Consider the following 25,254-nt stretch of genomic DNA (forward strand, 5'->3'; position numbering starts at 1 on the left):
AGGCCGCGCCGACGGGTCGATCCGCTCGCCCTCACCCGGTGACGATCCCCCGGGCCCGCGCGGCCGCCAGCCACTGCGGGAACCCGCCCAGCAGGCGGTCGTACAGGTCGGCGTCGGACACCGCGCGGGGGTCCGGACCGGCGTGGAAGAAACCGGCGTTGTCCACGGCCCGCTGAGACGGCACGGACAGTTCGTCCAGCTTGCGCAGGAAGTCGAACTGCCTGCTGCCCCGGTCGCCGAAGCCGACGAACTGCCAGAACAGCGGCAGCGTCGAGGCCTTGCACAGGTAGCGCTCGGCGGCGAGCTTGTTCATCGGGCCGCCGTCGGTCTGGAAGACCACCAGGGCGGGCGCGGTGGCGCCGCTGTCGAGGTAGTGGTCGATGACCGCGTCCATCGCCAGGTGGTAGTTGGTCTTGCCCATGTGCCCCAGCCCGGCGGCGATCCGCGCGACGCGCCCCTCGTGGTCGTCGAGCGCGATCTCGCTCACGGCGTCGATGTCGGTGGAGAAGAACACCACGGGCACCCGACCGTCGTCGTCGAGGTGGGCGGACAGGCCCAGCACCCGGTCGGCGAGGGCCTGCACGCTGCCGTCGCGGAAGTACGGCCGCATGGAGCCGGAGTGGTCGACCACCAGGTACACGGCGGCCCGCTCCCCGGTCAGCCGGTGCTTGGTGAGGCCGACCGCGGCGGACTTGTACAGGTCGACCAGTGCCGGCGCGGTCTCCTCCACCTTGCTGAGACTGATCGCCGCCATGACCCCACCCCTTCGACACCGGGCGGCCTGCGCCGCCCCGTCCGTCCGTCGCCGTCCCCACCGGCTCTCACGGTGCCCAACCTGCCACAGGATCCGGCCACGGACGGCGGAAAAGGCGCGGCGCCTGCCCGGTCGTCCGGTCGGGGACAAGGGGCAGGCGCCAGTGTTCCGTACGCCGTTGTACGGGACGTTCGGGGGGCCTCAGACCATCAGGGAGCGGTCCGTCGGGCGGATGGGGGCCGGCAGCTCGCTCACGCCGGTCAGGAACCGGTCGACGCCGCGGGCGGCCGAGCGGCCCTCCGCGATCGCCCACACGATGAGCGACTGGCCGCGGCCCGCGTCACCGGCGACGAACACGCCCGGCACGTTGGTCTGGAAGTCGGCGTCGCGGGCGATGTTGCCGCGCTCGTCGAGGTCCAGGCCGAACTGCTCGACCAGGCCGTTCTCCCGGTCGGTGCCGGTGAAGCCCATGGCCAGGGTGACCAGCTGCGCGGGGATCTTGCGCTCGGTGCCCGGCTTCGGGGTCAGCCTGCCCTCGACGAACTCGACCTCGGACAGGTGCAGCCACTGGACGTTGCCGTCCTCGTCGCCCTCGAAGTGGGTGGTGGAGACGGAGTAGATCCGCTCGCCGCCCTCCTCGTGGGCGCTGGTGACCTTGTACAGCATCGGGAAGGTCGGCCAGGGCTGGTTCGTCGGGTGCCGGTCGTCGTTCGGGCGGGGCATGATCTCCAGCTGCGTGACGGAGGCCGCGCCCTGGCGGTGGGCGGTGCCCACGCAGTCGGCGCCGGTGTCACCGCCGCCGATGACCACGACGTGCTTGCCCTCGGCCGAGATCGGGGGCGTCACGAAGTCGCCCTCCTGCACCTTGTTGGCCAGCGGCAGGTACTCCATGGCCTGGTGGATGCCCTTGAGCTCGCGCCCGGGCACCGGCAGGTCGCGGGCCGTGGTCGCGCCGACGGCGAGGACGACCGCGTCGTAGCGCTTCTTCAGGTCCGTGGCCTTCAGGTCACGGCCGATCTCGACGCCGGTGCGGAAGCGGGTGCCCTCCGCGCGCATCTGCTCGATGCGCCGGTTGATGTGCCGCTTCTCCATCTTGAACTCGGGGATGCCGTAGCGCAGGAGGCCGCCGATGCGGTCCGCGCGCTCGTACACCGCGACCGTGTGGCCGGCCCGGGTCAGCTGCTGGGCGGCGGCCAGGCCCGCCGGGCCCGAGCCGATGACCGCGACGGTCTTGCCCGACAGGCGCTCGGGGATCTGCGGGGCGACGTCCCCGGTCTCCCACGCCTTGTCGATGATTGAGACCTCGACGTTCTTGATGGTGACCGGCGGCTGGTTGATGCCGAGCACGCACGCCGACTCGCAGGGGGCCGGGCACAGCCGGCCGGTGAACTCCGGGAAGTTGTTGGTCGCGTGCAGTCGCTCCTGCGCGGCCGACCAGTCCTCGCGGTAGGCGTAGTCATTCCACTCGGGGATCAGGTTCCCCAGCGGACAGCCGTTGTGGCAGAACGGGATGCCGCAGTCCATGCACCGGCTGGCCTGCTTGCTGATGATCGGCAGCAGGGAGCCGGGGACGTAGACCTCGTTCCAGTCCCGGACGCGCTCGCCGACGGGACGGGTCTTGGCGACCTCACGGCCGTGGTTCAGGAAGCCCTTCGGGTCAGCCATTGATCGCCGCCTCCATCATCTTCTCGGTGATCTCGGACTCGGAGAGACCGGCTCGCTCGGCGGCGTCCTTGGCGGCGAGCACTGCCTTGTACGTGCTGGGGATGATCTTGCTGAAGCGCTGGACGGCGGTGTCCCACTCGGCCAGGAGCTTGGCGGCCACGGTCGAGCCGGTCTCCTCCTGGTGGCGGCGCACCACCTCGTGCAGCCACTGCTGGTCGGCCTCGTCCAGCGCCCGCACCGACTCCAGGTTGCCGACGTTGACGTTGTCGCGGTCGAGGTCGATGACGTAGGCGACGCCACCGGACATGCCGGCCGCGAAGTTGCGGCCCGTCGGGCCGAGCACCACCGCGTGACCGCCGGTCATGTACTCGCAGCCGTGGTCGCCCACGCCCTCGGAGACCACCAGCGCGCCGGAGTTGCGCACGCAGAACCGCTCACCGGTACGCCCGCGCAGGAACAGCTCACCGCCGGTCGCGCCGTAGCCGATGGTGTTGCCCGCGATCGTCGAGTACTCGGCGAGGTGGTCGGCTGCCCGGTCCGGGCGCACCACGATCCGGCCGCCGGACAGGCCCTTGCCGACGTAGTCGTTGGCGTCGCCCTCCAGGCGCAGTGTCACACCGCGCGGCAGGAACGCGCCGAAGGACTGACCGGCCGAGCCCGTGAAGGTGATGTCGATGGTGTCGTCGGGCAGGCCCGCGCCACCGAACTTCTTCGTCACCTCGTGGCCGAGCATGGTGCCGACCGTGCGGTTGATGTTGCGGATGGCGACCTGGGCGCGCACCGGCTGGGCGTCGTGCGCCGAGTCGGCGGCCAGCGCGTCGGCGGCGAGCCGGATCAGCTCGTTGTCGAGCGCCTTCTCCAGCCCGTGGTCCTGGACGGCGACCTGGTGGCGCACCGCGCCGTCGGGCAGGGCGGGCACGTGGAACAGCGGGGCCAGGTCCAGGCCCTGGGCCTTCCAGTGGTCCACGGCGCGCTCGACGTCCAGCACCTCGGCGTGGCCGACGGCCTCCTCGACGGAGCGGAAGCCCAGCTCGGCCAGCAGCTCGCGGACCTCCTCGGCGATGAACCGGAAGAAGTTCACCACGTACTCGGCCTTGCCGGCGAAGCGGTCGCGCAGCACCGGGTTCTGGGTGGCGATGCCGACCGGGCAGGTGTCCAGGTGGCAGACGCGCATCATCACGCAGCCGGAGACGACGAGCGGCGCGGTCGCGAAACCGAACTCCTCGGCGCCCAGCAGCGCGGCGATGACCACGTCGCGGCCGGTCTTGAGCTGGCCGTCGGTCTGCACGACGATCCGGTCGCGCAGGCCGTTGAGCAGCAGCGTCTGCTGGGTCTCGGCGAGGCCGAGCTCCCAGGGGCCGCCCGCGTGCTTGAGCGAGGTGAGCGGGGAGGCACCGGTGCCGCCGTCGTGGCCGGAGATGAGTACCACGTCCGCGTGCGCCTTGGACACACCCGCCGCGACCGTGCCGACGCCGACCTCGGAGACCAGCTTCACGTGGATCCGCGCCTGCGGGTTCGCGTTCTTCAGGTCGTGGATCAGCTGGGCGAGGTCCTCGATGGAGTAGATGTCGTGGTGCGGGGGCGGGGAGATCAGGCCGACGCCCGGCGTGGAGTGCCGCGTCTTCGCGACCCACGGGTAGACCTTGTGGCCGGGCAGCTGGCCGCCCTCGCCGGGCTTGGCGCCCTGGGCCATCTTGATCTGGATGTCGTCCGCGTTGACCAGGTACTCCGAGGTGACGCCGAAGCGGCCGGAGGCGACCTGCTTGATGGCGGACCGGCGCGCCGGGTCGTACAGGCGCTCCGGGTCCTCGCCGCCCTCACCGGTGTTGGACTTGCCGCCCAGCTGGTTCATGGCGATGGCGAGGGTCTCGTGCGCCTCCTGGGAGATGGAGCCGTACGACATGGCGCCGGTGGAGAAGCGCTTGACGATCTCGGAGACCGGCTCGACCTCCTCGACGGGGATCGAGGGGCGGCCGGACCTGAAGCCGAACAGGCCGCGCAGCGTCATCAGGCGCTCGGACTGCTCGTTCACCCGGTCGGTGTACTTCTTGAAGATGTCGTAGCGGGCGGTGCGCGTGGAGTGCTGGAGGCGGAAGACCGTCTCCGGGTCGAACAGGTGCGGCTCGCCCTCGCGGCGCCACTGGTACTCGCCGCCGATGTCCAGCGCGCGGTGCGCGGGAGCGATGCCGGAGGCCGGGTAGGCCTTGGCGTGGCGGGCGGCCACCTCGCGGGCGACGACGTCGATGCCGACGCCGCCGATCTTGGTGGCGGTGCCGCTGAAGTAACTCTCCACGAACGACTGGTCCAGGCCGACGGCCTCGAAGACCTGGGCGCCGCGGTAGGAGGCGACGGTGGAGATGCCCATCTTGGACATCACCTTCAGCACGCCCTTGCCGAGGGCGTAGATCAGGTTCTTCAGGGCCTGTTCGGTCTCCAGGCCGTTCAGGAAGGTGCCCGCGCGCAGCAGGTCCTCCACCGACTCCATCGCCAGGTACGGGTTGACCGCGGCGGCGCCGTAGCCGATGAGCAGGGCGACGTGGTGGACCTCGCGGACGTCGCCGGCCTCGACCAGCAGGCCCACGTGGGTGCGCTGCTTGGTGCGGATGAGGTGGTGGTGGACGGCCGAGGTGAGCAGCAGCGACGGGATCGGCGCGTGCTCGGCGTCGGAGTGGCGGTCCGACAGCACGATCAGCCGGGCGCCGTTCTCGATCGCGGCGTCGGCCTCGGCGCAGATCTCCTCGATCCGCGCGGCCAGCGCCTCGCCGCCGCCGTGCACCCGGTACAGGCCGGACAGGGTCGCGGCCTTGAAGCCGGGCATGTCGCCGTCGGCGTTGATGTGGATGAGCTTGGCCAGCTCGTCGTTGTCGATGACCGGGAAGGGCAGCACGACGGACCGGCAGGACGCGGCGGTCGGGTCCAGCAGGTTGCCCTGGGGGCCCAGCGACGAGCGCAGGGAGGTGACCAGTTCCTCGCGGATCGCGTCCAGCGGCGGGTTGGTGACCTGGGCGAACAGCTGGGTGAAGTAGTCGAACAGCAGCCGCGGGCGCTCGGACAGGGCCGCGATCGGCGAGTCCGTGCCCATGGAGCCGATCGGCTCGGCGCCGGTGCGGGCCATCGGGGCGAGGATGACGCGCAGCTCCTCCTCGGTGTACCCGAAGGTCTGCTGGCGGCGGGTGACCGAGGCGTGGGTGTGCACGATGTGCTCGCGCTCGGGCAGGTCGGACAGCTCGATCTCGCCGGCCTCCAGCCACTCGGCGTACGGCTTCTCCGCCGCGAGCTGGGCCTTGATCTCCTCGTCCTCGATGATCCGGTGCTCGGCGGTGTCCACGAGGAACATCCGGCCGGGCTGCAGGCGGCCCTTGCGGACGACCTTCGCGGGATCGATGTCGAGGACGCCGACCTCGGAGCCGAGGACGACGAGGCCGTCGTCGGTGACCCAGTAGCGGCCGGGGCGCAGGCCGTTGCGGTCGAGCACGGCGCCGACCTGGGTGCCGTCGGTGAAGCAGACGCAGGCGGGGCCGTCCCAGGGCTCCATCATCGTGGAGTGGTACTGGTAGAAGGCGCGCCGGGCCGGGTCCAGGGAGGCGTGGTTCTCCCACGCCTCGGGGATCATCATCAGCACCGAGTGCGGCAGCGAACGCCCGCCGAGGTGCAGCAGCTCCAGCACCTCGTCGAAGGAGGCGGAGTCGGAGGCGTCCGGCGTACAGACCGGGAAGATCCGGTCCAGGTTCTCCTCGCCGGAGGCGAACAGCTCGGAGGCCAGCTGCGACTCACGGGCGCGCATCCAGTTGCGGTTGCCCTTGACGGTGTTGATCTCACCGTTGTGCGCGACGAAGCGGTACGGGTGCGCGAGCGGCCACGACGGGAAGGTGTTCGTGGAGAAGCGGGAGTGCACGAGCGCGATCGCGGACGCGAAGCGGCGGTCGGACAGGTCCGGGAAGAAGGGCTCGAGCTGGCCGGTGGTCAGCATGCCCTTGTAGACGAGGGTCCGCGCGGACAGCGACGGGAAGTAGACGCCGACCTCGCGCTCGGCGCGCTTGCGCACCACGAACGCCTTGCGGTCCAGGGCGAGGTCCCGGCTGACGCCGTCGGCGACGAAGAGCTGCCGGAAGGCGGGCATCGTCGACCGGGCGGTGGCGCCGAGCAGTTCGGGGGCGACGGGGACGTCACGCCAGCCGAGGACCGTGAGGCCCTCCTCGGCGGCGATCGTCTCGATGCGCGAGACGGCGTCCGCGGCGTCCTGCGGCGGCAGGAAGGCGATGCCGACGGCGTACGAGCCCGCCTCGGGCAGCTCGAATCCGGCCACCTCGCGGAGGAACGCGTCGGGCACCTGGGAGAGCAGGCCGGCACCGTCGCCCGAGTCGGGCTCGGAGCCGGTGGCGCCACGGTGTTCGAGGTTGCGCAGTACGGTCAGCGCCTGCTCGACCAGCGTGTGGCTCGCCTCACCGGTGAGGGTGGCCACGAAACCGACGCCGCACGCGTCGTGCTCGTTGCGGGGGTCGTACATACCCTGCGCAGCAGGGCGAGCATCCATGAAGGACCAGTTCTGGCCGTTCGCGGAGTGCTGGGACGGCTGGCGCGGCGTACGCATCGGCTCTCCCGTCGTCGTCAAGTGGCATGTGCAGTGCCGAGGGACGACGTTGGCCCTCTGCGTGAGTGCAAAATTTCGTGCAGGTTACATGATGGAGCGATTCTCGGGAAGCGGGATGATCCGTTCCACCATGTGGACGTCGCGCGGGTGGCGACGGGGCGCCGCACCGGGCGGCACAAAGGCTGTGGGGGACCGAGGGGACAGATCCGTGTCCGTCGGTCCAGGGGGGCGGAAGGGGCGTCCTCGCCCGTTCCAGGGGTGCGCACCGGGCGTCATTGCCCACAGCGCTTACGGCTCATGCCCGATGGTCATGCGGTCGAAACCAGCGAGTAACGGGTACTTATGCGGCCCCTCGCATAAGTACCAGCGGACTCATCCTACGGCCGTTCCGAACCAGCTGCCCAGGACGTACGTCACACCGGCCGCGGCACCGCCGAGCGCGAGCTGGCGCAGGCCGCTGTACCACCAGGTCCGCGCGGTCACCCGGGCCACCACCGCACCGCACGCGAACAGCCCGAAGAGCGCCAGCAGCACGGCCGGCCACAGCGCGCTCGCGCCCAGCAGGTAGGGCGCCACCGGGAACAGGGCGCCCAGCGCGAAGGAGCCGAACGACGACACGGCCGCGACCAGCGGGGAGGGCAGGTCGGAGGGGTCGATGCCCAGTTCCTCGCGCGCGTGGATCTCCAGGGCCTGCTCGGGGTCGCGGGACAGCTGGCGGGCGACCTGCCGGGCGAGGTCGGCGTCCACACCGCGGGCCTCGTAGAGGGCGGCCAGCTCGGCCTCCTCGTCCTGGGGGTGCTTGCGCAGCTCCCGCCGCTCGACGTCCAGCTCGGCCTCGACCAGCTCCCGCTGGGAGGCGACGGAGGTGTACTCGCCCGCGGCCATGGAGAAGGCACCGGCGGCCAGGCCCGCGAGCCCGGTCAGCACCATGGTGTGCTGGCTGACGGAGCTGCCGGCGACGCCGGTCATCAGGGCGAGGTTGGAGACCAGGCCGTCCATCGCGCCGAAGACGGCGGGGCGCAGCCAGCCTCCGTTGACGTCGCGGTGGGTGTGGTTGTCGCGGTGCGCCTCGTGGAGTGCCGCCTCGGTGTCGATCAGGGCCATGAGGTTCCCCCAGCAAGCTAAGCCAAAGCTAACTTTGGACGAGTTCTACTTTTGAACAACCCTGACAGTAGTCCCCTCATTCCCCGCCCGCCAGCAAGGAAAGGCTGGGCTAACCTGCGGCTTTACCTTCTTTGCTCATCTGATCGACTTCTTCCACAGATGTCGACCGGGTGACTCCGGGAGCGGTCAGGCTGAGGTCAACCGCCAACGGTGGGACAGATCCGCTGAGGCTCCGCGGCCCGGCGGACCCTCGACCCACGTCTGGAGAGGCCGAGGCATTGGCAACGACCGCCCGCATCCCCACGGTCCCGGCGCCCGGGGACGCCGCCGACCTCCGCGACCGCGCCCGCGGCGCCCTGCTCGGCCTCGCCGTCGGCGACGCCCTCGGTGCCCCCGCGGAGAACCTGCGCCCCTCCGAGATCCGCGCCCGCTGGGGCCGCATCACCGGCTACGTCACCGACCGCCCGGCCGGCACGGACGACACCGAGTACGCGATCTTCTCCGGCCTGCTGCTCGCCCGCCACGGCTCCGCGCTGACCCCGGGCCATGTGGGGGCGGCCTGGCACGCGTGGATCGCCGACCGGGCCGAGGGCCCGTTCCGCGGGGCCGGGTTCAGCGAGCGGGGCACGCTGGAGAACCTGCGCCGGGGCCTGGCCGCGCCGATCTCGGCGCAGCACCGCCACGCCTGGAGCGACGGGCTGGCGATGCGGGCGGCGCCGTTCGGCGTCTTCGCGGCGGGCCGCCCCGAGGAGGCGGCCCGGCTGGTCGCGATCGACGGCTCGGTCAGCCACGAGGGCGAGGGCATCTACGGCGGCCAGGCGGTGGCCGCGGGGGTGGCGGCGGCGATGGCCGGGGCGCCGGTGGACTCGGTGATCGCCTCCGCGCTGGCGGTGGTGCCCGAGGACTCCTGGACGGCCCGCTCCCTGCGCCGCGCGGTGGCCGTCGCCCACCGCGGCGAACGGGCCGTGCGCTCGGCGGTCGTGATCGGCGGCTACCCCTGGACGGACCTCGCGCCCGAGGCGGTCGCCCTGGCCTTCGGCGCGTACGCGGCGGCCGACGGGGACTTCCGGGACGCGGTGCTGACCGCGGTCAACATGGGCCGGGACGCCGACACGACGGCCGCGGTCGCGGGCGCCCTGGCCGGCGCCACGCAGGGCATCACGGCGATCCCCCGGGCCTGGTCCACCGCCATCGGCCCGGCCCGCGGCACCTGCCTCCCGTCGATGAGGGGCCACCACGTCCTGGACGTGGCGGAACTCCTCGTCCCCGGGGAGGGCGAGAAGTGGGGGGCGGGGGTGGCGGCGACGGCGGACCCGGGAAGGGCTGAGCCGCCGCAACCCGCCGACTTCGCGCTGGTGGCCGACGACGAGGCGGGAGCGGCGGGATGACCCTGTCCTTCGCCCCCGCGGCCGCCGACGGCGAGAACCCCCCACCGGGGCCACCCGCACCCGACGACGAATGCCGCACCGGTGGTGCGGGTGGGAGCAGAAGGGCCGACGGCGAAGCCGAGGCCGTGGTCACCGCCCCCCGGCACGCGCACCGCATCCACGGCCTCCTGCTCGGCCTGGCCGCAGGCGACGCCGCCGGCTGGCCCGCCGCCCGCCACCGCGCCGCCCGCATGCCGGAGTGGACCCGCCGCCTCACCCGCGAACTGGACACCTTCGCCGAACAGAACGCCACCACCACCCTCCCGGTCCCCATCGCCCTCAACCAACCCCCCGAACCCCTCCGCCTCGGCCCCTCCGACGACGCCGAGTGGGCGGCCTTCGCCGCGGAGGCGCTCCTGCGCGCCGGCGACGACACCGCGCTCGGCGACCTCAGCCGGGAGCGCCGTACCCGCGCCGCCATCGACCTCACCTGGAACGCCGTCGCCGCCGAGGTGGCCGCCGCGGCCGACCGCGCCCCGGAGGTCGAGTCCGCCGTCCTCCCCCTGCGCGCCCGGATCTCCGTCCGGGCCGGCCTCGGCAACCTGGCCGCCGGTCTGCGCCCGCCGGCCACCGGCCACGACAACCCCCACTACTTCGACGACGCCGCCTGCGTCCGCGCCTGCGTCCTGGCCGTCGCCCACCCGGGGGACCCGGTCGCCGCCGCCGGCCTCGCCGAGTTCGACGCCCGCTACACCCAGGACGGCGACGGTGTGCACGGCGCGCGGGCGATGGCCGCGGCGGTGTCCCTGGCCCTGGCCGGCGCGCCCCCGGCCGCCTGCGCGGCGGCCGCCCTCGACCAGCTCCCCGGCACCACCGAGATCGGCCGCAACGCCCGCCAGGCGCTCGCCCTCGCCCGTACCACCGACGGCGCGTTCGCCCTGGTCCCGCTGCTGGAGCACCAGATCGTCGACCACGTCTACAGCTACGGCATCGCGGCCGCCGAGACCGTCCCGGTCGCCCTGGCCCTCGCCCTCGCGGCGGACGGCCGGATCGCCGAGGCGGTCCCCGCCGCCGCGTGCCTGTCCCGGGTCGCCGACTCGGCCCCGGCCCTGGCGGGCGCCCTCACCGGCGCGCTGGGCGGCGGCGCTTCGATCCCCGCGTCCTGGCGCGCGGCCTGCCGCACCCTGTCGGGCTGCGCCCTGCCCCGCCTCACCGGGACGGACCTGGTGGAACTCGCCGAACTCCTGGAAACCCGCCAACCGCCCGGACCAAGGGGATGATTCTGCCCATGGTGAACAAACCGGCAGAAATCCCCGGGGAAGCGCTGGACGACCGCATCACCGCCGCACTGGTGGGAGCGGCCGTCGGCGACGCCCTCGGCGGACCGGTCGAGGGCTACTCCCCCGACCAGATCCTCGAACGCCACGGCGGCCGCGTCCACGGCGTCGTCGGCCCCTGGAACGGCGACGCCTGGCGCACCGCCCGCCCCCTCGCGCCGTACCACAAGGGCGACGGACACGTCACCGACGACACCTTGATGACCCACGCGCTGGTCCGGGTCTACGCCCGTGTCCGCGACCACCTCGACGCCTACGCGGTCGCCGACCACCTGGTCCCCGACCTGATGACCACACCCCGTTGGATCCCCGAGCTGGAGGCGGAGGCCCTGCCGCTGCAGCGGATCTTCCTCGCGGAGAAGTGGCTCGTGGCCCGGCTGCACTACGGCCACGTCGACCCGCGCGAGGCCGGCGTCGGCAACATCGTCAACTGCGGCGCGGCGATGTACATGGCACCGGTCGGCCTGGTCAACGCGGCCCACCCGCGCGCCGCGTACGCCGAGGCGCTGGACGTCGCGGGCGCCCACCAGTCGTCGTACGGGCGGGAGGCGGCCGGGGTGTTCGCCGCGGCGGTCGCGGCGGCCTGTGCCCCTGGCGCCACCCCGGAGTCGGTGGTGGGGGCCTGTCTGGCACTGGCGAAGGACGGCACGCGCACGGCGGTCGAGCGGGTCTGCGAGGTGGCCGCCCGCCACACCGACACCGAGTCGGCCCTGCGCCCCCTGCGCGAGGCCGTGGCCCCCTACGACACGGTCGGCCCCGACTACCGCGCCCCCTCGCTGGGCGCCCGGCGGCCGTCCCGCCTGCACGCGATCGAGGAACTGCCCGTCGCGCTGGGCATGGTGGTGGCCGCCGGCGGCGACTACCGGCAGGCGGTCCTCGGTGCGGTGAACTACGGCCGCGACTGCGACTCCATCGCCACGATGGCCGGCGCGCTGGCGGGCGCGCTCGGCTCCCCGGCCCCCGAGGAGTGGGCGAAGCAGGTGGGCGAGGCCAGCCGCCTGGACCTGGAGGAACCGGCCCGCACCCTCACCGGGGTGGCCCGCGAGGTCTTCGCCCGGGACGTCGAGCGGCGCCGCGCCCACGAGGCGGCCTTCACCACGCTGGGAGGCGCGAGATGCTCCGCGTGACCTGGGTCCAGCCCGAGGACCTCCTCGGGCACGAACTCCGCCAGGCGGCCCTGGACGGCCGCGAGCCGTCGCGGATCGCCGCGCGCTGGACCGCGGCGGGCGGCCTGGACGCACCCCGGACCGCCGGCGCGTCCCCGGGCGGGGCCTCGCGCTACCTGCGCCTGCTCGCCGAGGACCTGCTGGACGAACTGGCCGAACTGCCCAGCTCCCTGGCCGAGGACGAGCCGACCGACCTCGGCCGGATCAGGTCGCTGTGCCCCGACTGGCCGGCGCCCGGCGGGGCCCGGGTCCCCGACCCGGCCCGCTACGAGGCGGCCTGGCTCGGCCGGGCCGTGGGCTGCCTGCTCGGCAAGCCCGTCGAGAAGCTGCCCCTGGACGCCGTCCGCGACCTGGCCCGGGCGGCCGGCAACTGGCCCCTGTCCGGGTACTTCACCGCCCGCGGGGTCCCGGCCGACCTGCTCCTCGCCCACCCCTGGAACCGCCGCTCGGCCGCCACCTCCCTCGCCGAGAACATCGACGGGATGCCCGAGGACGACGACCTCAACTACCCGCTGCTGAACCTGCTATTGCTCCAGCGCCACGGCCGGTCCTTCACCACCGCCGACGTGGCCCGGCTCTGGCTGGACGAACTCCCCGCCGGCCGCACCTTCACCGCCGAGCGGATCGCCTACCGCAACCTGCTCAGCGGCATCGAACCCCCGCACACCGCCCGCCACCGCAACCCGTTCCGCGAGTGGATCGGCGCGCTGATCCGCGCCGACGTGCACGGCTGGACCAACCCCGGCGCCCCGGCCGCCGCGGCCGAACAGGCCCACCGCGACGCCGTCCTCACCCACACCGCGGGCGGCGTCTACGCCGCGATGTTCACCGCCGCCGTCGTCGCCACCGCCGCGACCGGCACCCATGACGTCCACGCCTGTCTGCGCACCGGCCTGACCGTCGTCCCGCCGCGCTCGCGCCTGGCGCTGGCCGTCGCCGACGCCGTTCAACTGGCTGAGCAGCACGACGACTTCGACACGGTCGTCGACGCGCTGCACGCCCGCCACTCCCCCGCCCACCACTGGGTGCACGCCCTGCCCAACACCGCCCTGGTCGCCGCCGCCCTCACGCACGCGGACGGCGACTTCACCGGCTCCATCTGCCGTGCCGTGTCCGGCGGCTGGGACACCGACTCCAACGGCGCCACGGCCGGCAGCGTAGCCGCGCTCCTCGCCGGCTCCCCCGCCGCCCTGCCCGACCGCTGGACGGCGCCCCTGAAGAACCGCCTGGCCACCTCCGTGCCCGGGTTCGACGGCACCGGCTTCGACACCCTGGCCCAGCTCACCCACCGGGAGGCTTCCCGCCCATGACCGACATCGTCGTGCTCGGCAGCACCAACATGGACCTCGTGGCGTACGTCGAGAAGGCGCCGCGGCGCGGGGAGACCGTCACCGGACGGGAGTTCCGCACCGTCCCCGGCGGCAAGGGCGCCAACCAGGCCGTCGCCGCCGCCCACGCGGGCGGCACCGTCTCGTTCATCGGCGCCGTCGGCGACGACGCCTTCGGCGGCCGGCTGCGCTCCACGCTGGAGCACTCCGGCGTCAGCACCGACCACCTGCGCACGGTCGAGGGCCCCTCCGGCACCGCGCACATCGTCGTCGACGACGAGGGCGGCAACGCGATCGTCGTCGTGCCCGGCGCCAACGGCACCGTCGACCGGCTCGCCCCCGGCGACGAGGGCCTGATCGCCTCCGCCGACGCCCTGCTGCTCCAGCTGGAGATCCCGCTGGCCGCGGTCGTCGCGGGCGCCCGGACCGCCCGCGCGCACGGCGTCCGCACGATCCTCACCCCCGCGCCCGCCCAGCCGCTCCCGCCCGACCTGTTCGACGCCACCGACCTGCTGGTGCCCAACGAGCACGAGGCCACCGTCCTCACCGGCCGCACCGACCCGCTCCAGGCGGCGATCGCCCTGCTGGAGGTCGTCCCGGAGGTGGTCGTCACGCTCGGCGAGTCCGGCGTCCTGTACGCGGCGCGCGGCGCGGAGCCCGTGAGCGTGCCCGCCCCGCAGGTCACCGCCGTCGACTCCACGGGCGCGGGCGACACGTTCGCCGGCGCGCTGGCCGTGGCGCTCGGCGAGGAACGCCCGGTCCGCGAGGCCCTGGCCTGGGCGGCCGCGGCGGCCTCCCTGTCGGTGCAGCGCCCGGGCGCCTCGGCGTCCATGCCGCAGCGCACCGAGATCGACGCGTGGTACGCCTCATGAGCCGCCCCCCGCTGGCCGGGCTGCGCGTCCTGGACCTCGCCACCCTGTTCGCCGGACCCCTCGCGGCCACCCTGCTCGGCGACTTCGGCGCCGAGGTCGTCAAGGTCGAGCACCCCACCCGCCCCGACCCGTCCCGCGGCCACGGTCCGGCGAAGGACGGCGTGGGCCTGTGGTGGAAGGTCCTCGGCCGCAACAAGCGCACCATGACGCTGGACCTGTCCACCCCCGGCGGCCGCGCCACCCTGCTGCGCCTGGCCGCCTCGGCCGACGTGGTCGTGGAGAACTTCCGCCCCGGCACCCTGGAGAAGTGGGACCTGGGCTGGGCGGAGCTGTCGGCCGCCAACCCGCGCCTGGTGCTCGCCCGGGTCACCGCCTTCGGCCAGTTCGGGCCGAGTTCGCACCGCCCCGGGTTCGGCACCCTCGCGGAGGCGATGAGCGGCTTCGCCGCGCTCACCGGCGAGCCGGACGCGCCCCCGACCCTGCCGCCGTTCGGCCTGGCCGACTCCATCGCGGGCCTCGCCACCGCCTACGCGGTGATGACGGCCCTGGCCGCCCGCGAGCACACCGGCACGGGCCAGGTGGTCGACATGGCCCTCATCGAGCCGATCCTCGCCGTCCTCGGCCCCCACCCGACCTGGTACGACCAGCTCGGCTACGTCCAGGAGCGCACCGGCAACCGCTCCGCGAACAACGCCCCGCGCAACACCTACCGCACCGCCGACGGCTCCTGGGTCGCCGTCTCCACCTCGGCCCAGTCCGTCGCGGAACGCGTGATGGGCCTGGTCGGCCGCCCGGAGCTGACCGAGGAACCCTGGTTCGCGACCGGCGCCGGACGGGCCGCCCACGCCGACGTCCTCGACGCGGCGGTGGGCGGCTGGATCGCCGCCCGCACCCGCACCGACGTCCTGGCCGCCTTCGAGAAGGCCGAGGCGGCGATCGCGCCCGTGCAGGACGTCCGGGACGTGCTGGCCGACCCCCAGTACACGGCCCTGCACACGGTCACCACGGTCGACGACCCGGAGCTCGGACCGCTGCGCATGCAGAACGTCCTGTTCCGGCTCTCGGAGACGCCCGGCGCGATCCGCTGGGCCGGGCGCCCGCACGGCGCCGACACCGACGCGGTCCTCACCGAACTGGGCCTCGCCCCGGCCGAGATCGCGGCCCTGCGGGAAGCGGGCGCCCTGTGACCACGTGCCCGCTGACCTGGCTGTACGTCCCCGGTGACCGTCCGCAGGTGGTCACCAAGGCGCTGGCCTCCGGCGCCGACGTGGTCGTGATCGACCTGGAGGACGCGGTCGCCCCCGACCGCAAGGAGTACGCCCGCGAGGCCACCGCGGACCGGCTGCGCGACCCGCAGACCGTCCCGGTCCACGTCCGCGTCAACGCCCTGGACGGCCCGCACGCGCCGCTGGACCTGAAGGCGCTGGCCCACCTCCCCGGCCTGGCGGGCCTGCGCCTGCCGAAGGTGACCTCCCCGCAGCAGGTCAGGAACATCGCGGCCGCGGCGACCCCGCCGGACGCGGACACCCCGCCGCTGTACGCCCTGCTGGAGACGGCCCTCGGCATCGAGCACGCCCACGCCGTGGCCGGCGCCCACCCCGCGCTGCGCGGGATCTCCCTGGGCGAGGCGGACCTGCGGGCCGACCTGGGCCTGCGCGACGACCGGGGCCTGGACTGGTGCCGCTCCCGGATCGTGGTCGCCGCCCGCGCGGCCGGCCTGCCCGCCCCGCCCCAGTCGGTGCACCCCGACACCCGCGACCTGGAGAGCCTCGCGGCCTCCTGCGCCCACGGCCGGGCCCTCGGCTTCGTGGGCCGCGCGGCCATCCACCCCCGCCAGCTCCCGGTGATCGAGCGGGCCTACCTGCCTACCCCGCGGGAGATCGAGGAGGCCCACCACATCCTCCGCGCCGCCCGCGCCCACCAGGGCGCCCAGGCCCTGCCGAACGGCACGTTCATCGACGCGGCGGTGGTGGCCACGGCCCGGCGCACCCTGTCCCTGGCCCACCGCGTGTGACGCACCCCGGCACACACCGAGGGCGCCCGGAATCACTCCGGGCGCCCTCGGGACCGTGCGGGAACCGGCGGTCGGCTAGCCCTTCTTGCCGCCGGCCGACTCGGTCTCGGCCTTGGCCTCGGTTTCGGTCCCGGCCTCGGTCTTGACGTCGTCCTCGACGGGAGCCGCCCCGCCCTCGGCCTTCGTCAGGTCGGCGGACCCGGTCGCGGCGGATCCGGTCGCGGCGGGCCCGGCGTCGCCGCTGTCGGCCTCGCCCTCGCCCTTGCCCGCCTTCTCGGACTCCCCGTCGGTCCCGTCCGCGCCGGCGGTCCCGTCGGTGGTCGTCCCGTCGGCGGAGGCGTCCGGCTCGACGACCGCCTCGCGGCCCGGCCGCTTCTTCGCCGACACCACGATGTAGGTCACCGCGAGCAGGAACACGACCAGCGCGGTCCAGTTGTTCAGGCGCAGGCCCAGGACGTGGTGGGCGTCGTCGACGCGCAGGTACTCGATCCAGAACCGGCCCACGCAGTACGCGGCGACGTACAGCGCGAACGCCCGTCCGTGCCCCAGCGTGAACCGCCGGTCGGCCCAGATCACCAGCAGGGCCACGCCCACGCACCACAGGGACTCGTACAGGAACGTCGGGTGGTAGTACCCCGGCACCCGCCCGTCCGCCGAGGACGTGATGTGCAGGGCCCACGGGACGTCGGTCGCGCGCCCGTAGAGCTCCTGGTTGAACCAGTTGCCCCAGCGGCCGATGGCCTGCGCCAGCGCGATGCCGGGGGCGACGGCGTCGGCGTAGGCGGGCATCGGGATGCCCCGGCGCCGGGCGCCGATCCACGCGCCCAGCGCGCCGAGCGCGATCGCGCCCCAGATGCCGAGGCCGCCCTCCCACACCTTGAAGGCGTCCACCCAGTCACGGCCCGCGCTGAAGTACAGCTCGTAGTCCGTGATCACGTGGTAGAGCCGCCCGCCGACGAGGCCGAACGGGACCGCCCAGACGGCGATGTCGGCCACCGTGCCGGCCCGGCCGCCGCGCGCGATCCAGCGCCGGTTGCCGAGCCAGACGGCGACGAAGACGCCAATGATGATGCAGAAGGCATAGGCGCGCAGCGGGATGGGTCCGAGGTACTGGACCCCGTGCGACGGGCTGGGAATGTAGGCAAGTTCCATGGCAGGGTCGACGCTACCGTGCCGGGCCGGGCGGGGGGCGGGCAGCCCGGCTACGGCTCCATAACAGGCGGGTGAGAACGCCGCTTACCCCTGGTCCGCCTGCTCGACCAGTTGCTTCAGCTTGGCGGGCGTCATGGTGCGGTCCTGGTAGATGTTCTTGCCGTTCAGCAGGACCGTCGGCGTGCCGGTGAAGCCGCCGCTGCGGAAGGCCGCCTGGGACTTGGCCACCCAGCTGTCGTGGGTGCCGTCCTCCACGCACGCGCGAAACGCGGGGGTGACCAGGCCGGGGACCTTGCCGGCCAGCTCGATGAGCTTGGCCTTGCTGCTGTAGGCGTCGTCGGTCTCGTCGGGCTGGTTCTCGTAGAGCACGTCGTGGTAGGCGGTGAACTTGCCCGCGTCCTGCGCGCAGGCTCCCGCGTTGGCCGCGGTGCGCGAGCCGCTGCCGCCCATGTTGCCGTCGATGAGGGTGGCCAGGTGGTACTCGGTCCTGAGCTTGCCGGCGTCGGTCAGCTCGTGGATCGTCGAGCGGTACGCCGTCTCGAAGGCCTTGCAGGCGGGGCAGCGGAAGTCCTCCCACACGGTGAGCGTGGACTTCGCGCCGTCCTTGCCGACGGGGATCGCGAGGGCGTCCTTGCCCTGGGCGCCCGAGGGCGCCACCACCGGTCCTGAGCTCTCGCTCTTGTGGTCCTTGCCGGCGTTCGCCGCGACGACGCCGATCACGGCGGCCAGGCCCAGCACGCACACCACGCTCGCCGCCACGATCAGTGTGCGCCGGCGCCGCTCCGAGGCCTTCTGCTTCTCGCGCTCGACCGCCAGCCGCTCCCGGGCGGTGCGCTTTCCCTCACGATTCTTCTCGCTCACACCCCGGAAACGAACCGGGGAGGCGCAGCGCGCCTCCCCGGCTCCAGGTCCACCCGTTCGAGTGACCGAATCTCCCGGCGTTGTCGCCGGTCAGCGGCTCATGCCCGGCCGCGCACGCCCTGGGCCAGGTCGGCCGCGAGGGCGCGCACCGCCTCGACGCCGGCCGCGTGGTCCGGGGCGTCCAGCATCCGCTTCACGAAGGCGGACCCGACGATCACGCCGTCGGCGAAGCCGGCCACCTCGGCGGCCTGCGCGGCGTTGGAGACGCCCAGGCCGACGCAGACGGGCAGGCCGCTGCCGGTGGCCCGGGTGCGTTCGACCAGGTCCTGGGCCTGCGCGCCGACGGACTCGCGGGTGCCGGTGACGCCCATCAGCGAGGCGGCGTAGACGAAGCCGCTGCCCGCCGCGGTGATCTGCGCGAGCCGCTCGTCCTTGCTACTCGGCGCCACGACGAAGACCGTCGCGAGGCCGTGCTTCTCGGCGTGCTCCCGCCACAGCGCGGACTCCTGCACGGGCAGGTCCGGCAGGATCGCCCCGGCACCGCCCGCCTCGGCCAGCTCGGCGGTGAACCGCTCGACGCCGTAGCGGTCGATGGGGTTCCAGTACGTCATGACCAGGACCGGCTTGCCGGTGGCCGCGTGGGCCTCGCGGACCGTGCGCATCACGTCGGCGATGCGGACGCCGCCGCGCAGGGCGATGTCGTCGGCGGTCTGGATGACCGGGCCGTCGAGGACGGGGTCGCTGTGCGGCAGGCCCACCTCGACGACGTCCGCGCCGCCGTCGAAGGCGGCCTCGATCGCCTCGATGCCGCCGTCCACCGTCGGGAACCCGGCGGGCAGGTAGGCGATGAGCGCGGACCGCCCCTCCGCCCGGGCGGCGGCGAGGGTGTCGGTCAACAGCTGGATGTTCCCGCTCACTTGGCGTCCCCCTCGATCTCGGCGATGTCCGCCTGGTCGGCGGCGACCTCGGCGTCGGTGTCGTACAGGCCGAAGTAACGGGCGGCGGTGTCCATGTCCTTGTCGCCGCGGCCGGACAGGTTGACCACGATCAGCCCCTCGGGGCCGAGTTCGCGGCCGACCTCCAGGGCGCCGGCGAGGGCGTGCGCGGACTCGATGGCCGGGATGATGCCCTCGGTGCGCGACAGCAGGCGCAGGGCCTGCATGGCGGCGTCGTCGGTGACCGCGCGGTACTCGGCGCGGCCGGTGTCCTTGAGGTAGGAGTGCTCGGGGCCGATGCCGGGGTAGTCCAGGCCGGCCGAGATCGAGTAGGGCTCGGTGATCTGGCCCTCGTCGTCCTGCAGGACGTAGGAGCGCGAGCCGTGCAGGATGCCGGGCTCGCCCGCGGTCAGGGTCGCCGCGTGCTCGCCGGTCTCCACGCCGTGCCCGGCGGGCTCGCAGCCGACCAGGCGGACCGAGGCGTCGGGGAGGAAGGCGTGGAAGAGGCCGATGGCGTTGGAGCCGCCGCCCACGCAGGCGATCGCGGCGTCGGGGAGCCGGCCGGCCCGCTCCAGGAGCTGGCGCCGCGCCTCGACGCCGATGACGCGGTGGAAGTCGCGGACCATCGCCGGGAAGGGGTGCGGTCCGGCGACCGTGCCGAAGAGGTAGTGGGTGCGGTCGACGTTGGCGACCCAGTCGCGGAACGCCTCGTTGATGGCGTCCTTCAGGGTGCGGCTGCCGGACTTCACCGCGACGACCTCGGCGCCGAGCATGCGCATGCGGGCCACGTTGAGCGCCTGGCGCCGGGTGTCGATCTCGCCCATGTAGATCGTGCACTCGAGGCCGAACAGGGCGCAGGCGGTGGCCGTGGCGACGCCGTGCTGGCCGGCGCCGGTCTCGGCGATGACCCGGGTCTTGCCCATGCGCCGGGTGAGCAGGGCCTGGCCGAGCACGTTGTTGATCTTGTGGGAGCCGGTGTGGTTGAGGTCCTCGCGCTTGAGGAACACGCGTGCGCCACCGGCGTGTTCGGCGAAGCGGGGCACCTCGGTGAGCGCGCTGGGACGGCCGGTGTAGTTGACCAGCAGCTCGTCCAGCTCGCGGGCGAACTCGGGGTCGTGCTTGGCCTTGTCGTACTCGACGGCCACCTCGTCCACGGCGGCGACGAGGGCCTCCGGGATGAACTTGCCGCCGAAGGCGCCGAAGTAGCCTTCGGCGCTCGGGACCTGACCCTCCGGGTCGGGGATGAAGAAGTCGCTGGGCATGCGGGTACCTCACGGTGAGTGTGTGGAGAAAAGACACTGGTCGCCGTGGGGGCGGGGGTGAAGGGCCGAGTGCGGGCCCGTCGGGGCTGGTCGCGCAGTTCCCCGCGCCCCTAGGAGGCCCGCTGCCATCGACGCCCGTTGACCTGGCCGGGCTCGGCCCCGATGACGTACCGCACTCGTCGGCCGTGCACCCGGCGTGCGGGTGCACGGCACCCACGGGGCCTGCAGCCGCGCGCGAGGCGGGCGTACGGGTCCCTAGTCGCCAGAGTGATCGAGAGGGTCATCGGGGCAAGCCTAGCGGGATCAGCCGCGCCCGTGCCGCAGTGCCGGGTGTTCGCCCGCGGCGACCAGGTCCGCCACCGCGGCCTTGGGGTCCTTGCCGGTGACCAGGGACTCGCCGACCAGGACCGCGTCCGCGCCGGCGTTGGCGTAGGCGATGAGGTCGTGCGGGCCGCGGACGCCGGACTCGGCGACCTTGACCAGGGTGTCCGGGATCTCGGGGGCCACGCGCTCGAAGGTGGCGCGGTCGACCTCGAGGGTCTTGAGGTTGCGGGCGTTGACGCCGATGATCCTGGCGCCGGCGTCGACCGCGCGCTCGACCTCGTCCTCGTCGTGCACCTCCACGAGGGGGGTGAGGCCGATGGAGACGGCGCGCTCGATCAGCGACTCCAGCGCCGGCTGGTCGAGGGCGGCCACGATCAGCAGGGCGAGGTCGGCGCCGTACGCGCGGGCCTCCCACAGCTGGTACGAGGTGACGATGAAGTCCTTGCGCAGGACCGGGATGTCCACGCGCGCGCGGACGGCCTCCAGGTCGGCGAGCGAGCCGCCGAAGCGGCGCTGCTCGGTGAGCACGGAGATGACGGCCGCGCCGCCCGCCTCGTAGTCCGCGGCGAGGGCCGCCGGGTCGGCGATCGCGGCCAGCGCGCCCTTGGACGGGCTGGAGCGCTTGACCTCGCAGATGACCTTGACGCCGTCGCCCTTGAGCGCGGCCACGCCGTCCTTGGCCGCGGGGGCCTTCGCCGCGCGCTCCTTGAGCTCGTCGAGGCTGACGCGCGCCTGCCGCTCCGCGAGGTCGGCCCGGACTCCGTCGATGATCTCGTCGAGCACACTCACGCGAGCGGCCCCCTTCCTGACGGTGGACAGTTCCAGCGACCAGCGGGGAAACCCATGGTCACTGCGATGGTATCCGGAGCGGGGGCGGGGCCCCGCATCAGGCCATCCGGGTCCCAGTACCTGGACACCCGGAGATGATCAAGGACGCAGCCAGCCACCGAAGGGCAGGTTCCGGACAACCGTGAAGACCAGCAGGAACGCGCCGAGGGTCCACAGGTGCGCCGTGCCGAGCCGGATCCCGGGCGGCCGGCCGCGTACGGCGCGGACCACCCAGATGGTCCACACGACGGCGAAGCCCAGGTAGGCCAGCACGGCGGCCGCGTTGTCGTGGAGGGCGCCGAGCAGGTCGCCGTGCACGAACGCGTGCGCGCTGCGCAGTCCGCCGCAGCCGGGGCAGTACAGGCCCGTGACGGCGTAGAGCGGGCACAGCGGGTAGTGGCCCGGGGTGTTCGGGTCGACCGTGCCGACGTAGGCGAAGGCCCCGGCGACGGCCGCGAGGATCCCGGCGGGCACGGCGAGCCGCGCCGCGCGGGGGTCCGTGGTCACGCTGTGCTGGTCTGCTTCCACGCCTCGCATTGTGCCGCGCACCGGCCGGTACGCGCGCGGGCGGCGGCCGGTGGGGTCACCGGCCGCCGCCCGGGACAGGCGTGCGGGGAGCTCAGCCCTCGGCGCCGGCCGGCTCGCGCGTCGCCGACACCTGGTGCACCGGGTGCTGCTCCTTCGGCTGGCCGAGGCCCATGGCGCGCATGATCCCGCCGACCACACCACCGAGCAGCACGATCACCATGCCGGCCCAGAAACCGGCCGGCTGGGCCGCCACCATGAACGTGCCCGCGACGCAGAAACCGATGAAGGCGATGATGACACCGGTCCACGCGGCCGGGGTGTGACCGTGGCTGCTGCCCGCCATGACTTGCTCCTCGTTGCTGTGACGTGTCGAACGTGCCGAACGTGTCGTACGCGCTGTGTCCTACGGGGTTCGTCCGGACCCGTGCCGGAACCCCCTGCCATTGTCCCGCACGCCCGGGCGCGCAATGAGCGGGGGTGGCCTCCCGCCGGCGTCTGATGCGCCACACCCGGGCGGACGGTCAGGCGGGGTCGGCGCCCGTGGGGTCCTCGCCGCGGTCCAGGGCCTTCCAGATGTCCTCGGGACGGTCGGGGTCGACCGGGGCCGCCGCGCGCCGGGGGCGGGGGGCGCCGTCGCGCTCGTAGCGGCCGGACATGGCCGGCCACAGGCGGCCGTAGCGCAGGGCGAGCAGGCCGGCCAGCAGGATCAGCAGGCCGCCGACGGCCGCGACGTACGGCCAGGCGGTGTGGCTGAAGGAGGCGACCGTGGCGGAGGTGTCGCCGGAGGCCTGGGCGGCCTTCTCGTCGAGCGCGCTGGAGTCGGAGGCGCCGACCAGGGCAGCGGTGACGATGCCGAGACCGGAGAGCGCGAGCAGCGCGGAGACCGCGAGGCGGCCGGCCCGGCGGACCGCGAACACCGCGACCAACGCGGCGAGGCCCACTATGGCGAGCGCGGCGGGGACGCCGGTGACGTCGCTCCCCCGGGCGGTCAGCGGGAAGGAGCCGCCGGCCACCGTGGCGGTGCCCTCCGACCAGCGCTGCCGGGTGGCGAGGAGGGCCACGGCCGCGCCGAGCGCTCCGCTCAGCAGGGCGACGGCGAGGCTCCGGCGGCCGGCCCGCGCGGGGCCGGCGGCTTCGGTTCGGGGGTGCGGTACGGCAGTCACGTACTCCAGTGTCACCCGGACCCCGGGCGAACGGTCACCCGGGGTTGCGTGAGACGCGCCCCATCGCGCGCGGGGGTCTACGCGCGCAGGCGGTTCGCGGTGTGCACCGCCCGCAGGACCGCGGCCGCCTTGTTGCGGCACTCCTGGTCCTCGGCGACCGGGTCGGAGTCGGCCACCACGCCCGCGCCCGCCTGCACGTGGGCGGTGCCGTCGCGCAGCAGGGCGGTGCGGATGGCGATGGCGGTGTCGGAGTCGCCGGCGAAGTCGAGGTAGCCGACGCAGCCGCCGTACAGGCCGCGCCGGGAGGGTTCGAGCTCGTCGATGATCTGCATCGCGCGGGGCTTGGGGGCGCCGGAGAGGGTGCCCGCCGGGAAGCAGGCGGTGAGCACGTCGAAGGCGGTGCGGCCGGCGGCTACCGTGCCGGTGACGGTGGAGACGATGTGCATCACGTGGGAGTACCGCTCGACGGACATGAAGTCCACGACCTCCACCGAGCCCGGCTCGCAGACCCGGCCCAGGTCGTTGCGGCCGAGGTCGACCAGCATCAGGTGCTCGGCGCGCTCCTTGGGGTCGGCGAGCAGCTCCTCGGCGAGGGCCTGGTCCTCCTGCGGCGTCACCCCGCGGTGCCGGGTGCCGGCGATGGGGTGGACCATGGCCCGCCCGTCCTCGACCTTCACCAGGGCCTCGGGGGACGAGCCGACGACGTCGAACCCGTCGAAGCGGAACAGGTACATGTACGGCGAGGGGTTGGTGGCCCGCAGCACCCGGTAGACGTCCAGGGCGCTCGCCGTGCACGGGGTCTCGAAGCGCTGCGAGGGCACGACCTGGAAGGCCTCGCCCGCGCGGATGCGCTCCTTGACGTCCTCGACGGCGCGCTGGAAGTCGGGGCCGCCCCAGCGCGCGGTGTACTCCGGCAGCTCGGAGGGCGGCAGGACGGCCGGCGGCTGGGGGACGGCGCGCGAGAGGTCCGCCTCCATGGCGTCCAGGCGGGCCACCGCGTCGGCGTGGGCCTCGTCCACGCCCGTGTCGAGGTCGTTGTGGTTGATCGCGTTGGCGATCAGCAGGACCGAGCCCTCCCAGTGGTCCATCACCGCGAGGTCGCTGGTGAGGAGCATGGTCAGCTCGGGCAGCCGCAGGTCGTCGCGCTCGCCGGGGCCGATCTTCTCCAGGCGGCGGACGATGTCGTAGCCGAGGTAGCCGACCAGGCCGCCGGTGAAGGGCGGCAGGCCCTCCTGGTGGGGGGTGTGCAGGGCCTGGAGGGTGGCGCGCAGGGCGGCGAGCGGGTCGCCGTCGGTGGGGACGCCCACCGGCGGGGTGCCGAGCCAGTGGGCCTGTCCGTCGCGGGAGGTGAGCGCCGCCGAGGAGCGCACGCCGACGAAGGAGTACCGGGACCAGGAGCGGCCGTTCTCGGCGGACTCCAGCAGGAAGGTGCCCGGGCGCTCGGCGGCGAGCTTGCGGTACAGGGCGACCGGGGTGTCGCCGTCGGCGAGGAGCTTGCGGGTGACCGGGATCACGCGCCGGTCGGCGGCCAGCTTGCGGAACGTCTCGAGGTCCATGACGGCCGACCCTACTGACCCCGGGCCGCGGCACCGGAACCGGCGTCCGCGAGCAGCACGTCGGTGTCGAAGCAGGTGCGCGCGCCGGTGTGGCAGGCGGCCCCGACCTGGTCGACCCGGACGAGCACGGTGTCGGCGTCGCAGTCCAGGGCGACGGACTTCACCCACTGGACGTGCCCGGAGGTGTCGCCCTTGACCCAGTACTCCTGGCGGCTGCGCGACCAGTAGGTGCAGCGGCCGGTGCTGAGGGTGCGGTGCAGCGCCTCGTCGTCCATCCAGCCGAGCATCAGCACCTCACCGGTGTCGTACTGCTGGGCGATGGCGGGCAGGAGGCCGTCGGGGCTGCGCTTGAGGCGCGCCGCGATCTGCGGGTCGAGGCCGCTGGGCCGGTCGGTGCTGGTCATGGGTGCCATTGTGCCGCGCGGAGGCGACCACACCGGTGCCGCG

General features: G+C 73.8%; 22 protein-coding genes. 7 read left to right on the plus strand and 15 right to left on the minus strand.

Going from position 1 to position 25,254, the window contains the following annotated elements:
* Nucleotides 1-31: 31 nt before the first annotated feature.
* The 4 genes from E4U91_RS09185 to E4U91_RS09200 all read right to left on the minus strand — a co-directional run bounded on the left by E4U91_RS09185 (nt 32) and on the right by E4U91_RS09200 (nt 8,114).
* A complete protein-coding gene (locus E4U91_RS09185; RefSeq protein ID WP_137306387.1) occupies nt 32-754 on the minus strand; it encodes a vWA domain-containing protein in 723 nt (240 codons plus the stop codon).
* A 201-nt stretch (nt 755-955) separates the two neighbouring features.
* On the minus strand, nt 956-2,419 hold the full coding sequence (locus E4U91_RS09190; protein ID WP_137306388.1) for a glutamate synthase subunit beta: 1,464 nt from the start codon (nt 2,417-2,419) through the stop codon (nt 956-958).
* Nucleotides 2,412-7,010, minus strand: a complete 4,599-nt coding sequence (gene gltB / locus E4U91_RS09195) for a glutamate synthase large subunit (RefSeq protein WP_137306389.1) — start codon at nt 7,008-7,010, stop codon at nt 2,412-2,414. The genes E4U91_RS09190 and gltB overlap by 8 nt, the downstream gene beginning before the upstream one ends.
* A gap of 372 nt (nt 7,011-7,382) precedes the next feature.
* Nucleotides 7,383-8,114, minus strand: coding sequence for a VIT1/CCC1 transporter family protein (locus E4U91_RS09200; protein ID WP_137306390.1), 732 nt, complete (start codon nt 8,112-8,114; stop codon nt 7,383-7,385).
* A 278-nt stretch (nt 8,115-8,392) separates the two neighbouring features.
* Here E4U91_RS09200 and E4U91_RS09205 point away from each other — a divergent pair, with 278 nt between their 5' ends.
* The 7 genes from E4U91_RS09205 to E4U91_RS09235 are packed head-to-tail and all read left to right on the plus strand — an operon-like array spanning nt 8,393 to nt 16,198.
* Nucleotides 8,393-9,502: an ADP-ribosylglycohydrolase family protein gene (locus tag E4U91_RS09205; RefSeq protein ID WP_137306391.1), complete on the plus strand. Its 1,110-nt coding sequence runs from the start codon at nt 8,393-8,395 to the stop codon at nt 9,500-9,502.
* Nucleotides 9,499-10,761, plus strand: a complete 1,263-nt coding sequence (locus tag E4U91_RS09210; RefSeq protein WP_137306392.1) for an ADP-ribosylglycohydrolase family protein — start codon at nt 9,499-9,501, stop codon at nt 10,759-10,761. Before E4U91_RS09205 ends, E4U91_RS09210 begins: the two co-directional genes overlap by 4 nt.
* Nucleotides 10,762-10,769: 8 nt before the next feature.
* Nucleotides 10,770-11,945, plus strand: a complete 1,176-nt coding sequence (locus E4U91_RS09215) for an ADP-ribosylglycohydrolase family protein (protein ID WP_137306393.1) — start codon at nt 10,770-10,772, stop codon at nt 11,943-11,945.
* Nucleotides 11,933-13,294 carry an ADP-ribosylglycohydrolase family protein gene (locus tag E4U91_RS09220; RefSeq protein ID WP_137306394.1) on the plus strand — a complete coding sequence of 454 codons (1,362 nt, stop codon included), beginning with the start codon at nt 11,933-11,935 and terminating at the stop codon, nt 13,292-13,294. The genes E4U91_RS09215 and E4U91_RS09220 overlap by 13 nt, the downstream gene beginning before the upstream one ends.
* Complete coding sequence (gene rbsK, locus E4U91_RS09225; RefSeq protein ID WP_137306395.1) at nt 13,291-14,184, plus strand: ribokinase; 894 nt, start codon at nt 13,291-13,293, stop codon at nt 14,182-14,184. The genes E4U91_RS09220 and rbsK overlap by 4 nt, the downstream gene beginning before the upstream one ends.
* Nucleotides 14,181-15,371: a CaiB/BaiF CoA transferase family protein gene (locus E4U91_RS09230; protein WP_137306396.1), complete on the plus strand. Its 1,191-nt coding sequence runs from the start codon at nt 14,181-14,183 to the stop codon at nt 15,369-15,371. The genes rbsK and E4U91_RS09230 overlap by 4 nt, the downstream gene beginning before the upstream one ends.
* The gene (locus E4U91_RS09235) at nt 15,368-16,198 is read left to right on the plus strand and encodes an HpcH/HpaI aldolase/citrate lyase family protein (protein WP_137306397.1); all 831 of its coding nucleotides are present in this window, start codon (nt 15,368-15,370) and stop codon (nt 16,196-16,198) included. Before E4U91_RS09230 ends, E4U91_RS09235 begins: the two co-directional genes overlap by 4 nt.
* A 75-nt stretch (nt 16,199-16,273) precedes the next feature.
* On the opposite strand, the gene lgt is transcribed toward E4U91_RS09235, so the two are convergent.
* The 11 genes from lgt to hisI form a co-directional block, all read right to left on the minus strand.
* Nucleotides 16,274-17,350 (minus strand): prolipoprotein diacylglyceryl transferase, encoded by a 1,077-nt coding sequence (lgt, locus tag E4U91_RS09240; RefSeq protein ID WP_137306398.1) that lies wholly within the window; start codon nt 17,348-17,350, stop codon nt 16,274-16,276.
* 84 nt (nt 17,351-17,434) lie between these two features.
* Nucleotides 17,435-18,211, minus strand: a complete 777-nt coding sequence (locus E4U91_RS09245) for a DsbA family protein (protein ID WP_137306399.1) — start codon at nt 18,209-18,211, stop codon at nt 17,435-17,437.
* A 98-nt stretch (nt 18,212-18,309) separates the two neighbouring features.
* Nucleotides 18,310-19,128, minus strand: coding sequence for a tryptophan synthase subunit alpha (trpA, locus tag E4U91_RS09250; protein WP_137306400.1), 819 nt, complete (start codon nt 19,126-19,128; stop codon nt 18,310-18,312).
* On the minus strand, nt 19,125-20,408 hold the full coding sequence (trpB, locus tag E4U91_RS09255; RefSeq protein ID WP_137306401.1) for a tryptophan synthase subunit beta: 1,284 nt from the start codon (nt 20,406-20,408) through the stop codon (nt 19,125-19,127). Before trpB ends, trpA begins: the two co-directional genes overlap by 4 nt.
* A gap of 110 nt (nt 20,409-20,518) precedes the next feature.
* Nucleotides 20,519-20,692 (minus strand): tryptophan biosynthesis modulator TrpM, encoded by a 174-nt coding sequence (gene trpM / locus E4U91_RS39905; RefSeq protein WP_137306402.1) that lies wholly within the window; start codon nt 20,690-20,692, stop codon nt 20,519-20,521.
* Nucleotides 20,693-20,711: 19 nt separating this feature from the next.
* Nucleotides 20,712-21,521 carry an indole-3-glycerol phosphate synthase TrpC gene (gene trpC / locus E4U91_RS09265; protein ID WP_067231942.1) on the minus strand — a complete coding sequence of 270 codons (810 nt, stop codon included), beginning with the start codon at nt 21,519-21,521 and terminating at the stop codon, nt 20,712-20,714.
* A gap of 138 nt (nt 21,522-21,659) precedes the next feature.
* Entirely contained in the window at nt 21,660-22,097 is a 438-nt protein-coding gene (locus tag E4U91_RS09270; protein WP_137306403.1) for a DUF2752 domain-containing protein, read from the minus strand.
* A gap of 82 nt (nt 22,098-22,179) precedes the next feature.
* Nucleotides 22,180-22,431: an HGxxPAAW family protein gene (locus tag E4U91_RS09275; RefSeq protein WP_137306404.1), complete on the minus strand. Its 252-nt coding sequence runs from the start codon at nt 22,429-22,431 to the stop codon at nt 22,180-22,182.
* 178 nt (nt 22,432-22,609) lie between these two features.
* Nucleotides 22,610-23,260, minus strand: a complete 651-nt coding sequence (locus tag E4U91_RS09280) for a TIGR02234 family membrane protein (protein WP_137310738.1) — start codon at nt 23,258-23,260, stop codon at nt 22,610-22,612.
* 68 nt (nt 23,261-23,328) lie between these two features.
* A complete protein-coding gene (locus tag E4U91_RS09285; protein WP_137306405.1) occupies nt 23,329-24,807 on the minus strand; it encodes an anthranilate synthase component I in 1,479 nt (492 codons plus the stop codon).
* Between the two features lie 11 nt (nt 24,808-24,818).
* A complete protein-coding gene (gene hisI, locus E4U91_RS09290) occupies nt 24,819-25,220 on the minus strand; it encodes a phosphoribosyl-AMP cyclohydrolase (RefSeq protein ID WP_137310739.1) in 402 nt (133 codons plus the stop codon).
* Between the last annotated feature and the right edge of the window lie 34 nt (nt 25,221-25,254).

It is taken from the genome of Streptomyces lasalocidi (assembly GCF_005280215.1).
GTDB lineage: Bacteria > Actinomycetota > Actinomycetes > Streptomycetales > Streptomycetaceae > Streptomyces > Streptomyces longwoodensis.